Origin of the sequence: Vibrio sp. PID17_43, from assembly GCF_002608565.1 — a bacterium.
GTDB lineage: Bacteria > Pseudomonadota > Gammaproteobacteria > Enterobacterales > Vibrionaceae > Vibrio.
The window spans coordinates 1-13,141 of sequence record NZ_LIXM01000013.1 but is presented as its reverse complement, the minus strand read 5'-3'; the positions used below and the strand labels follow the sequence as shown (position 1 = coordinate 13,141).

Below are 13,141 nucleotides of genomic sequence, written 5' to 3'. Positions count from 1 at the left end.
CCGCGCACAACGCCATATCACTCTGTGTTTCCCAAGCTTAAAGTCGTAAAGTACTTACTTTTCTCAGAATTGGCATTTGTTTCGATATCATCCGTACCACTATTTCATACTTTTTTGGCATCAATGTTTGTATACTCAATACCATCTACATGACTTAGTACTCGAGAAATGAACTATCTAATCACCTTCTTTAAAGGAATGGCGATGGGTGCAGCCGATGTTGTTCCTGGCGTATCAGGCGGTACCATTGCATTCATCACGGGCATTTATGACACGCTTCTAGAAAGTATTCGTCGCATTAATCCATCACTTTTCTCTATTTGGCGAAGAGATGGCTTTAAAGCCGCGTTTAATCATATAAATGGCTTCTTTCTTATCTCGCTGTTTACTGGGGTCTTTACCAGTATCGTGACCCTAGCGAAGTTAATTACTTGGTTACTCGACACACACCCTATTCCAATTTGGTCTTTCTTTTTCGGTCTGATTTTGGTGTCCGTGTACCACATCGTTCGCCAAGTGGAAAGACGCGATGCCCTAAGCTTTGTCACCCTACTCGCAGGTGTGGCTTTTGCCTACAGCATTACGGTTCTTAACCCATTACATATAGAACCAACAGCGATGAACACTCTGCTTGCGGGGGCCATCGCCATCTGTGCCATGATCTTACCGGGGATTTCTGGCAGCTTCATTTTGCTTCTGATCGGAATGTACACGCCTGTTCTCGCTGCAGTAAAGGGGCTCCAAGTCGATATTCTCGCCTTATTCTTGACTGGGTGCGTGATTGGTCTACTTTCTTTCTCGCATTTATTGTCTTGGTTACTACGCAAGTTCCGCGACTTCACATTAATGTTCCTAACAGGCTTAATGATCGGTACGTTGCCTAAAATTTGGCCATGGAAAGAGACGCTGACTTGGCGCACTAATTCAAAAGGCGAGCAAGTACCACTATTGCAACACAACCTGTCACCGTTTGAATTCGAGCACATCACCTCGCAACCTTCGCAGCTGGTCTTAGCGATTATCATGATGCTGGTCGCCATTGCGCTTGTCCTTGGTCTAGAGAAATTCGCAGATTCGGGCAAATAAGCTAATACAAAACCATTGAAAAGCGGAGCCAAGTGCTCCGTTTTTTTATTTCCACAACCCACTCAATTACATAGGAGTAGTACAAAATTTGTCGACGTGACACCTTTTTACGTTTTGCATCTGTGCTAGGATGCGGGCAATGTTAAGTTATAAATGCTGAATCTTAATGAAAGTGTTAAAAATCTTAGGGATGGTTGCGGCTTTAGTCGCGGGTTTTTACGCGCCCGACCTCATCCACAAGCTCTCTTCCGCTCCCGAATCAAAGCCTCTCGATGAGTATTGCTTGCTCTCAACCACGGCTTGTCTCCAACAAGGAGTCAGCATGACACTCAATGTGGATACCGCTCAACCTCTGATTCCTGCCTATTTAGAAGTCTCATGGCATGACAGCCAAGCGGAACAATTAGTCCTGAGCCTTTCAGGACGAGAAATGGACATGGGAGAACCTAAATTTGTGCTTAAAAAAGAAGCTTTAGGCACATACTCAGGAGAGATAACCCTGCCCGTATGTATGCACGATACCATGACATGGGTCGGAAAACTCACAGATGGGCAGAGCACCATTTACCCTGCCATAAAAATGCAAAGATAAGGAACGCTTATGAGCCGCAACTGGTCCCTATTTCTCGTGGTCGCATTCGTGCTCGGCTTTGGCACCAAAACCTACTTAGATGGACAAGCAGAAACCGAGAAAAAGCAAGCAGCCACCTCTGAACAGGTTATTCTCTTCGGTGAAGGCGATACGCCTGTCAGGATTTTTGATACGGGCGACGAACGTGTGCGCGTGGTGTACTTTGGTTTTACGCGTTGCCCTGACGTATGCCCAACATCACTCGCGATGTTGGCTGGTGCGTTGAACCAAATTGATGATGAACAAAAAGCAAAACTTCGTCCTATGTTCATTTCTCTCGACCCAGAACGTGATGAAGCGGATGCTTCTGCTAAATACGCCCACTACTTCCACCCAATGATTGAAGGCCTGTCGGCACCACTCGATGTCACTACTCCTCTCGCTCACCGCTATGGCGTCATTTTCCGTAAGACTGAGCTTGAAGGATCCGAGCTAAAATACACCCTAGACCACAGTTCCTACTTTTACTTCTTAAAACCTGACGGTACGCTGATTACCAAGGTGCCGCACACACTCACACCAGCGCCGATCGTCGACGCCATTTCAAAACTGACTGCAGAAGGAAATTCGAATGAAGGTTAAACACGCAATCAAAACGCTAGTGCTGGGCGCACTTCTACTTAGTTCGATTGCTCAAGCGAACTTAAGTGTCATGCCGCAGGACCCATATGCACGTGCAATGGCACCTGGTGCATTGACGAGTGCGGTCTTTGTCACGTTCGCCAACCGTAGCCAAGAGGACATCAATATCATCGCAGCAGAAACACCTGCAGCCGGAAAAGTGGAACTGCATGACGTAATTAAAGATGGTGACGTGATGCAAATGCGCCAAATTGAACGCATCACGCTAAAGGCGAACGAAACCACCGAGCTTAAGCCAGGCAGCCTGCACATCATGCTATTTGACCTGACAAAACCGCTTAACGAAGGTGATGAAATCGAAGTGACTGTTACTTACGACAATGGCCAGAAACAAAGCTTTAAAGCACCCGTTAAGAAAGTGATGGCAGGAATGAAAAAGCACGTTCATCATTAATCGCTTGAATCATCTGTTAGCGCTCCTGTACATCAGGAGCGTTTTTTATTTCAGTTGGTGAGCTCAAAGCGTGATTTCGCTTTACCTCCGTGCTACGACTTCCCTTCTTAGATATACCCATACCCGATTTGGCGAGAATGACTTGGCGTAAAGTCACTTAGACATATAATCAAGGCGCGATTTACAAGTATTTTTTACGCAATGCTACAATCGATTTCTCGCCTATTCACAAGTGATGGAAGAGCGTCGAATATAACTCTAAAAAACGCAAAGAAGTTGTAAGATTCGAATTACAGCCGTTATACTCCAGTCGTTAACTCACCAACTAAGAGGAAATATGATGATTGTAATGAATAGCACTAACTGGGCAGTGAAAGGGTAAACATCCAACTTTTATCATGGCTGAGCCACAACTCCTCCCTTCTTTGCCCGGCCTTCACCGGGGTCAGCTCTATGCGAATTAGACCCTAATGCGGTTTGTATTAATGCACTTTGTTGCGCCTGGGATAATTCAACAATGAACAAAACACACTCTTTTTGTGAAGCACTACTTACTCAACCTAACCCATTAAAGCGATTAGGTTGGAAACCATTTTTTCACCAACAACTGACATTAGACGATTACGAAGACACGCTTTTCGCACGAGTGATTGCTCACCATCGTAGTGGCTATGTCTTGGTTAGCGAACAAGGCGAAATCCATCTCCCTATCCAGACCTCGCTACCTAGCATGACGGTGGGCGATTGGGTGATACTAAACCACCAGCAGCAGTTTTCTCGTTTACTTGAACGTCGCAGCCTGTTCAGCCGTAAAGCCGCCGGCAGTAAAGTCGCGGAGCAGCTAATCGCCGCCAACGTGGACACTGTCTTTATCGTTTGTTCACTCAACCACGACTTTAACCTCAGCCGTATTGAGCGTTATTTAGCACTCATCAATGAAGCTGACGTAGAGCCCGTGATTGTACTGACGAAAGCAGACTTATGTGAAGATGCTGACGAGTTCAAAGCTCAAGTACAAAAACTCGACCCACTGCTTATGGTAGAAAGTGTCAATGGTCTGAATAAGGCAAGCGTTGCTAAGTTGAAGAGTTGGTGTGGTGAAGGTCAGACTGTTGCTTTCATCGGGTCTTCTGGTGTAGGTAAGTCTACCTTGGTCAATACTCTACTCGGAGAGCAAGAACAAGCAACAGGCGACATTCGCGAGGATGACAGCAAGGGTCGACACACAACGACTGCACGCTCAATCCATCTACTGCCTTCCGGTGGGATCTTAATGGACACGCCGGGAATGCGGGAGATCCAACTAGCGGATTGCGAAACGGGCGTCAGTGAAACCTTTGCCGATGTTGAAGCACTAGCAGAAAACTGTCGATTCAGTGATTGCCAACATCAAACCGAGCCGGGTTGTGCTATTCAAGCCGCCATTGAAAACGGCGCTCTTGAATTACGACGCTTTACTAACTATCAGAAGTTATTGCGCGAACAAGCCCATAACGGCGCGACTCTCGCAGAGCAGAGAGCGCAAAACAAACAGTTCGGCAAAATGGTGCGCAGTGTTGTTGATGGTAAACGTAAGCGTCAGCAAGGTTTTTGATATACCCAAGTAACCTCGAGATGCTTGGGTGTATGCTGTTTTCTTATTAGCGATAATACCAAGGAGGCGAAAGCCTCCTTTTTAGAATCTAATGCCGCCCCGCCATTAATACTTAGTTACACATAACAACATCACCCTCACCCAAATCAACTTTTTGCAAACAATCATCCTTAGAATAAACTAAAACTAGACACAAAATATTACCAAGTTAAGATGTGTGATATTCAGCGGGTAAATTAGCTGAATTGATTAAATTGGAAAATCGATAATCAGAGCTCTTAGCAACGCATAAATCAATATTTGGCCCCCCTTTTCGTTCAAGGAACATTACGCCGTTGCTCAGACATAAATTGCAGGAATGATGTATGCAACACAACAGCCTCGTTGCCCGATACGCTCGTGGTAACCTCGTCCTCCAAATTCTCGTCGGGATCGTCCTCGGGATCTTATTAGCAACAATCTCACCCAACCACGCCGAAAGCGTTGGCATGCTAGGTAACCTTTTTGTTGGCGCACTAAAAGCGATTGCTCCGATCTTAGTATTCATCTTAGTCGCGGCATCTATCGCAAACCAAAAGAAAAACCAACACACTTACATGCGTCCAATCGTGGTGCTTTACTTAGCCGGTACTTTTTTTGCGGCACTAACTGCGGTAGTTCTTAGCTTCCTTTTCCCAACTAATTTAATGCTAGTAACTGGTGCTGAAGGTGCAACACCACCACAAGGCATTGCAGAAGTCATTCAAACACTGCTGTTCAAACTGGTTGATAACCCTGTGAACGCCCTCGTAGAAGCAAACTACATCGGGATTCTTGCTTGGGGTGTGGGTCTTGGTCTGGCACTTCATCACGCGTCAGCAACAACGAAAGCGGTATTTGAAGATCTAAGCCACAGTGTTTCTCATATTGTTCGCTTCATCATTCGTCTGGCACCATTTGGTATCTTTGGCCTAGTTGCATCAACGTTTGCAACAACGGGTTTTGGCGCATTAGCCAGCTACGCTCACCTGCTAGCGGTACTGCTAAGTGCGATGGCGATCATTGCATTAGTGGTAAACCCAGCAATCGTGTACTACAAAACCAAGCAGAACCCTTACCCATTGGTGTTTCAATGCCTTCGTGAAAGTGGTGTAACCGCATTTTTCACTCGTTCAAGTGCTGCAAATATCCCGGTGAATATGACACTGTGTGAAAAACTAAAGCTAGATGAAGATACTTATTCTGTGTCTATCCCACTTGGTGCGACCATCAACATGGCAGGTGCGGCAATTACCATTACCACGCTAACACTTGCAGCAGTGCATACGATGGGCATTGAAATCGACCTAATGACGGCTCTACTTCTTAGCATTGTGGCAGCGGTTTCTGCATGTGGTGCATCTGGCGTAGCCGGTGGTTCTCTGCTACTTATCCCACTTGCGTGTGGTCTATTTGGTATCTCTAACGATGTGGCGATGCAGGTTGTTGCCGTTGGCTTTATCATCGGTGTGATTCAAGACTCGGCTGAAACGGCACTAAACAGCTCAACAGATGTTATCTTCACCGCCGCTGTGTGCCGTGCAGAGCAACAAAAAGAACACTGAAACGCAGTGCGAAAATAAACAAAGGGGGAGCCAATTTGCTCCCCCTTTCTTTTTTCCCGTTGCCTTCAAATGCATGGGTAGTATAAACGTCACGATTATAAGTGGCTTAGTGTCACTTCTTCCAATGGGAAGTGTGCACTAGGCTCAACGAACTCTTGTTGGGCCGCGATGGTTTGCAGTTCCCATTCACCCGCTTGGAAAGTCGCGTTAAGTACGCCAAAGCAAGCATCATGACAATGTTGGAACGCCTGCTTCGGTGTCCACCCTTTCAGTAAGCCTGCAGTGAAGATCGCCGAGATCAAATCGCCCGCTCCCACTGGTGCTTTAGCAAATTCGAAATGAGGACGCTTCGCTAAGTAGGTGCCTTCTTGGGTCGCTAACAACATGTTGAAGCTTGAGTCTGACAGGCAGTACAAGTGTTTCACCAATACGACTTTAGGTCCTTTCTCCAGAGCACGCTGACACGCCGTGATTGCATCGTCTAGCGTGTGGATTTCCATTTCAGCAAATTGACTTAGTTCGAACTGATTTGGCACGATCACATCCGCCATCGGCATCAATCGAGTCAACAAATGATCCGCAATACCTGGCGCAACGATACAGCCTTTGTCAGGCGCGCCCATTACTGGATCACACACATAAAGCGCTTCAGGGTTAGCCTGTTTCACTTTAGTCACCGTGTCGACAACAGCTAAGCACTGCTCTGCACTACCTTGATAGCCAGTCAATACCGCTTGGCATTTTTCTAGCGCGCCAATGTTGCCAAGACCACAAACTAATTCACTGATGTCGTCAGCCGAAAACGCACGGCCCGTCCAACCCTCTTGATACTGAGTGTGGTTAGAAAATTGAACCGTGTGAATAGGCCACACTTCGAAACCCATACGTTGCATCGGGAAAACAGCACTGCTGTTACCAGCGTGGCCAAAAGCAACATGCGATTGTATAGAGAGGATACCTTGCATAGTACCAGACCTCTTCTTGTTGTTATCAATAATTCAAAGACAGCGTCAAGCGCCAAATTCACGAAAGACGTAGTGTATCCGACAAACTAGGATTCTCTAACTCAATTCTCATGCTCTTCACTGGAGCCGATAAGGGAGCTCGCTTTCAGGACCATTTTCTTAATTTCCATTTTGACTTTGTTGAGCGCAATCTTGAGGGTATCCCCCTCTGTTATCCCGAGGTTCAGTCAGGTTCACGCTTGGAATGACTACGCCGGTATCGTCCGCGAACTCAACAGGTTAGCTAATCATCTTTCGTGCTCCAATTGTTAAAAATGGGTTTTCAGTTCTCCAAAAAAAGAGCCTTCCACACAGCATACGGGAAGACTCAATTGAAAATACGCTGGTAACTAATCTAGAATAGTGCGAAATACTATCCAAGTAACGTCTAGATGCTTGGGTATCGTTAAGAAAGCCTCACGAATGAGGCTTGTTGAGATTCTGTGGCTGTAAGAAGTTTTGCGTAAAGTCGAGTGCCTCCTTAGAGAGGGTTGTAGAGAATGCAGGCTCCTCAACCAACTTAGACTGAAGACCTAACTCTAAAAGCTCACCCTGTGATTGCGTCTCTTCTTGATCCGCATGATGAAGCTCTTCGGACAATTTTGCGCCACTTGGGAAGTATGCTTCACGCTTATAAACTTTATTTAATGCACGGATAATGGAATGCTTCTTCACCATACCAGATACCAGTTTACGTTGAAGAGGCTTCGCAATAGATTGCAAACCGACAACCACATCTACGCCGATGTTACTAGCGACCTCATCGCGCAGTGCTCGTGCAGGTTCAAAACCCATATTCGCAGAAAGAAAGAGCCATATATACGCAATCGCATTACCTGTTTTACTGGTGTCCTTCCACGCATCACCAGCATGGAACATCGCCTCTGCGTTACCACTTTCAGCGGCTCTCTCTAGCCAATAACATCCTTTTACCATGCTCATTTCTGTGCCAATGCCATTTAGATGACAAAGTCCAACTTGGATCTTTCCATCAGCGCTGTCTTTATCTGCTGCTTTCATAAACCAATACAATGCATCCGCACTACGGCCTAAAACGTTCTCAGGGGAAAGTTGCCACTCCCCCATATGCAGCATTGCGGCAATACAACCATTGTTGGCGGCCGCTTCGATAAGTTGATGTCCCTTCGCTAGGTTCTTCTCTACTCCTCGGCCAAAGACGAGCGCTTTACCTGTAGCAAAGGTCGCATCTACATCACCTTCCAATCCAGCAATAGCCATGCGCCAGAAATTGGCTTGCTCTCTTAGAATGACATCTTCACGCATCCGCTCGCTCAGTCTCACCATACCGTACATGCCAGTAATGTTGTCCAGTTTGGCCGCTTTATCGTACCAATACAGAGCTTCCTTAATATTTTCTCGCTCTGCTTCTTTGGCCAAAAACAAAATCGTCGGGATATGACCGGTTTCTGCTTTAAACTTTCGCTCTTTTTGTTCTTGCTCTCGTGCTTTTTGCATCGCTTTGCGATACGCCACTTCGCGAGCTTTCCTCTCTGCCTGAAGCCGTTGCTTACGCATTGACAACGAGATCATCCAAAAAAATATCAGGACGAGTGAAAGGCCAGTTGCCGCAATAGCAATGCCCATACTACTCATAAGCATCCTCTTTTTAGGTCAGGGCCTATGTTGAACTTCCCACAAACCGGGGAGTATTGAAAATGCTGAGACGAGTGACACGCCAACCATGGGTGTATACCCGAGCATCTTGAAGTAAATTACCGCTCTATTATATAACGACCGCTTGAGTAAAATCTGAAGTATCCCATCAAAGTATTCGATAAGATTGCCTCACATCAATCCTACTTATTTTTCGACAAGAAATATTCACCCAGATTTTATTGAACCAAATCACGGTTTTGGGGCTGAGGTATTCTCCTCCCTTCTCATCCTCCTCTTCTCCTCCTATAAACAATGACGTCGTTAAGCTGCGCTGAACATCTCATTATGCACACGTTTTATTATCAAAATTGCGAGCAAAACCCCTTCGAATAGAAATTTTTCTCTTGTAAAAAACTAAACGGCCCCCTCTCACACTTTGCTGATGACTGACTGTATTAGCATTTATTTGAACATCTACTTTCGGCATTTCGCCTATATACCCAAATAAAAATGGATTTGTAAACGTGGACAATAAAATATTCAAATTAACAACGATTGCTAAAACTGTATTGCCATTGTTCTCCGTCGCGGTGATCAGTGGTTGTGGCAACTCCAATGATGACACCGTTAAACCAAGTTCCGGTTTATACCCTGCGGGAGAGAACGAAGTGGTCATCTACTACAAACGCGATGTGGCCTCAACCGCAAAAAACAGTAACTATGACGGCTGGGGTCTGCACCTTTGGAATGGTGAAGGTTGTACCAGTACTGACCTAGAAGCCATGGGCATTGCAGATAGTGGCACAGATTGGGGAGCACCACTGCTCTTCACTGGCATCAGTGAAACCTACGGCGCATATTACGTACTCAAAATGGATCCTGATGCGAACGATCCTCACACATGCATGAACTTCATTCTGCACAAAGGCGATGAAAAAGCATTCGGCAGCGCAAACTCGAAAGTTGAGCTCACTAAGCTCGGCGAATCGAAAGGTCTGTTCGGTTTCCATGGTAGCAGCGAACTTTACTATGAGCCAATTGAAGAACGCCCGGTCGACATCGATGGCCAAAAAGCGCACTGGTTAGACGCGAACACGATCGCGTGGGAAGCGGCAGCAAATGCCGACATCATGAAGCTTTTCTATAGTTTGACCAACGACATCTCGATGGATGAAGACAAGCAAATCACAGGCGGTACAGCGGTTGAACTGACGAAAGCGGGTGAATTGTCTGAACCATTAAAAACGCGTTTCCGTCACCTTGCTAGTTTACCAGCCGCAGGGATCGATGTTGATACCGATACATTGCGCTCTATCCTGAAGTCACAAATCGTCATGGTGGCTTATAACGCAGATGGTGACGTTATTTCAGCAACAGAGGTACAAAAGCCTGGTGTGCTCGACGCCGTATTTGCAGATGCCAATACTGGTAACGCAATTGGAGAAACCCTTGGTGCAATCGTTGAGGGCAGCGCAGCGACATTTAAACTTTGGGCGCCAACTGCACAAAATGTCGACCTAGTCATCTACGATGAGAATTTTAAAGAAGTCTCTACGATTGAGATGACGGAAAATCCCGAAACTGGTATTTGGGCATCAGAGGCGCAGAGTCATGCCCTAAACCAATACTATCACTATAAAGTCACCGTTTATCATCCAACAACTGGTGTTGTAGAAACGCGCTTGGTGACAGACCCATACTCATTAAGCTTGTCTCAGAACTCAATGTACTCACAAGTTGTTGATCTCGATAGTGCAAACTTGAAACCAGCAGAATGGGATAACTACGTTCGCCCAACCGTTGAAAAAGACGCAGATCACGTATTGTATGAATCTCACCTTCGGGACTTCAGCTTCAGTGATAGCAAAGGAACGCCTAGCCTGAATGGTAAATATCTCGCGCTAACGGAAGCTGACCGAGAGTCGGTTACTCACCTTCAAGCACTGAAAGACGCCGGTCTTACTACGCTTCATATTCTGCCTGCCTTCGACATTGCGACCGTAGATGAAAACGCAGAGAAACGCGTAGACATCACCGATACCGTTGGCAAGCTATGTGGCATCAAACCAGCAGCATCGATTTGTGGAACAGAAGATGACGCGAAAGTCATTGAAGATGTGCTAAACCGCTACGATCCAACAACAGGCGCAGCACAAGCGTTGATGAATGATCTGCGCATGCTAGACAGCTTTAACTGGGGTTACGACCCATTCCATTACACGGTTCCAGAAGGCAGTTACGCGACGGATCCGAACGGCTCCAAGCGTATTCTGGAATTCCGCGAAATGGTGCAAGCGACCCACAAGATGGATCTGAAGCTTGTCATGGACGTGGTGTACAACCACACCAACGCATCTGGCGTAAACGACAAATCGGTTCTGGATAAGATCGTCCCTGGATATTACCACCGCCTTAACGTCAACACTGGCGGCGTCGAGAACTCAACCTGTTGTGACAACACCGCAACGGAAAACTTGATGATGGGTAAACTGATGGTGGACTCATTGCTGGTTTGGGCTGACGACTACAAAGTAGACGGTTTCCGTTTCGACTTGATGGGTCACCAACCTAAAGACGTGATGGTTTATGCGCTGGAGCAAGTTCGTAAGATTGATCCGAATACACTGTTCTATGGTGAAGGTTGGGACTTTGGTGAAGTCGCAAACAACGCGCGCTTTGATCAAGCAAATCAAATCAACATGGCAGGCACTGACATCGGCACCTTCTCTGACCGTCTCCGTGATGCGGTTCGTGGTGGTTCACCATTTGATGGTGCGGGAACCGGGTTACGCAAAAACCAAGGTTTCGGCAATGCCGCATACCCGAATGAACTGCAAACGGGTAGCCAAGACGAAATTGATGGTGCATTACACAATCAAGATCTTGTGCGTCTAGGCATGGCAGGTAACCTCGCTGACTTTATTCTTATCGATTACACCGGCGAAACTAAGCTGGGTAAAAATGTTGACTACAATGGTGCGCCAGCGGGTTACACGAAAGCGCCTTCAGAGAACATCTCTTACGTCTCTAAACACGATAACCAAACGCTTTGGGACAATAACGCCTACAAAGTGGACGCCGGAACAAGTTCAGCTGACCGTGCTCGTATGCAGTCAGTATCCCTATCCACTGTGATGCTAGGGCAAGGTATCCCATTTATCCACATGGGCTCTGAATTACTACGCTCAAAATCGATGCAGCGTGATTCTTACGATTCGGGCGATTGGTTTAACCGTGTATTCTTCGACGGCACAGACAACAACTGGAACGTTGGTCTGCCTCGTGAAGACAAAGACGGTGCAAACTGGGCGCTGATCAAAACCATCATTGGAGATAGCACAACGAAGCCAGATACAACAGACATCGAGCAAACGAAACAACAATTCCTAGAGTTACTGACAATCCGTAGTACAAGCGAACTGTTCCGCTTAGATACGGCTCAGGAAGTGATGAACCGTGTTGATTTCCATAACGTAGGTCAAAACCAAGTAGAGGGCTTGATCGTTATGTCTATCGATGACGGTACTTCGGCAGGTGCGGACCTCGACCAAAACTACGATGCCATCGTTGCCGTGGTAAACTCAACAGCGACAGAGCAATCATTCAAAGTTGAAGGTGCCACAAGCTTCGAACTGCATAACGTTCAGAAGAACTCGATGGACACAACGGTGAAAGGTGCGAGCTTCTCTGGCGATACATTCACAGTACCAGCCCTGACGACGGCGGTCTTTGTTCAGCCACAAAACGGGGCACAAGGTACTGGTCTGCCTGTGGGCGAAAAGGATGTCTCTAGCATTCCTCCGTACGGTGACACTAAGGTTTACATTCGTGGAGACATGAATGGTTGGAATCCTGCTGCGGAGTGGGAAATGTCCTTTATTGGTAACGGCATTTACTCAGTAACTGGCGTGTTAGAAGCAGGCGACTATGGCTTTAAGTTTGCCGACGGTAACTGGGGGACACCAAACTTTGGTTGTGATGCGGTTGAGTTGGCAAGCGGTTCTCTCGACCTTGGGGCTGAGGGGAACTGTCAACTATCTATTGCAGAGACAGGTAAATATACATTCATTCTAAATGCGATCCATGAACAAGATGATAACGTTGAAAAACCTGTCGTGTCGGTAACCAAAGCAGCAGATGCTCCAACATTCGGCGAAACGGCACTTTATCTACGTGGTGATGTGACCGACGCGGGCTGGGCAGCCATTGAAACCGCGAAGTTCAGCTACGTAGCGAATGATGTTTACTCACTAAACATCGACCTAACAGCAGGGACATTCGAGATGAAGGTAGCAAGCTCTGACTGGGCAGCTTCAACTAACTTTGGTGGTCAAGGTGCGATTGAGTTCGGTACGCCTCTAACAATGGAAGCTGGCAGTGCAAGTGGCAACATCAGCATCACGTTACCAGAAAATGGAAACTACCGCTTCCACTTCAATGCAGCAGATAAGACCGCGCCAATCGTAACGGTAACCAAGAACTAACCGTTAAGATTACAACAAGATAAAAGGGAAGCGTTATGCTTCCCTTTTTTATTTATGGCTCACTATTGGCCAAGTAATGAAAAAGCCAAGTGTGCAGCTATGGGGG

At 46.6% G+C, this 13,141-nt stretch carries 9 protein-coding genes and 1 pseudogene; 7 read left to right on the top strand and 3 right to left on the bottom strand.

The annotated features are described in order from the left end of the window. Positions 1-168 precede the first annotated feature (168 nt). From AK965_RS10670 to sstT, 6 genes are all read left to right on the top strand, one after another. On the top strand, positions 169-1,086 hold the full coding sequence (locus AK965_RS10670; RefSeq protein ID WP_099079595.1) for a DUF368 domain-containing protein: 918 nt from the start codon (positions 169-171) through the stop codon (positions 1,084-1,086). A 166-nt stretch (positions 1,087-1,252) separates the two neighbouring features. Next, positions 1,253-1,678 (top strand): hypothetical protein, encoded by a 426-nt coding sequence (locus AK965_RS10665; RefSeq protein ID WP_099079594.1) that lies wholly within the window; start codon positions 1,253-1,255, stop codon positions 1,676-1,678. 9 nt (positions 1,679-1,687) lie between these two features. Then, positions 1,688-2,299: an SCO family protein gene (locus AK965_RS10660; protein ID WP_099079593.1), complete on the top strand. Its 612-nt coding sequence runs from the start codon at positions 1,688-1,690 to the stop codon at positions 2,297-2,299. After that, positions 2,289-2,753, top strand: a complete 465-nt coding sequence (locus AK965_RS10655) for a copper chaperone PCu(A)C (RefSeq protein WP_099079592.1) — start codon at positions 2,289-2,291, stop codon at positions 2,751-2,753. Before AK965_RS10660 ends, AK965_RS10655 begins: the two co-directional genes overlap by 11 nt. A gap of 517 nt (positions 2,754-3,270) precedes the next feature. Next, positions 3,271-4,347 carry a ribosome small subunit-dependent GTPase A gene (gene rsgA, locus AK965_RS10650; RefSeq protein WP_099079591.1) on the top strand — a complete coding sequence of 359 codons (1,077 nt, stop codon included), beginning with the start codon at positions 3,271-3,273 and terminating at the stop codon, positions 4,345-4,347. 365 nt (positions 4,348-4,712) lie between these two features. After that, positions 4,713-5,930, top strand: coding sequence for a serine/threonine transporter SstT (gene sstT / locus AK965_RS10645; RefSeq protein WP_099079590.1), 1,218 nt, complete (start codon positions 4,713-4,715; stop codon positions 5,928-5,930). 95 nt (positions 5,931-6,025) lie between these two features. Here the strand turns inward: sstT and pdxY are convergent, their stop codons facing one another. From pdxY to AK965_RS10630, 3 genes and pseudogenes are all read right to left on the bottom strand, one after another. Continuing rightward, complete coding sequence (gene pdxY, locus AK965_RS10640; RefSeq protein ID WP_099079589.1) at positions 6,026-6,895, bottom strand: pyridoxal kinase PdxY; 870 nt, start codon at positions 6,893-6,895, stop codon at positions 6,026-6,028. 101 nt (positions 6,896-6,996) lie between these two features. After that, a pseudogene (locus AK965_RS20935) lies at positions 6,997-7,141 on the bottom strand (AbrB/MazE/SpoVT family DNA-binding domain-containing protein). 210 nt (positions 7,142-7,351) lie between these two features. After that, positions 7,352-8,548: a tetratricopeptide repeat protein gene (locus AK965_RS10630; RefSeq protein ID WP_099079588.1), complete on the bottom strand. Its 1,197-nt coding sequence runs from the start codon at positions 8,546-8,548 to the stop codon at positions 7,352-7,354. Positions 8,549-9,075: 527 nt separating this feature from the next. Here AK965_RS10630 and pulA point away from each other — a divergent pair. Continuing rightward, positions 9,076-13,035 carry a pullulanase-type alpha-1,6-glucosidase gene (pulA, locus tag AK965_RS10625; RefSeq protein WP_099079587.1) on the top strand — a complete coding sequence of 1,320 codons (3,960 nt, stop codon included), beginning with the start codon at positions 9,076-9,078 and terminating at the stop codon, positions 13,033-13,035. The last annotated feature ends 106 nt before the right edge of the window (positions 13,036-13,141 follow it).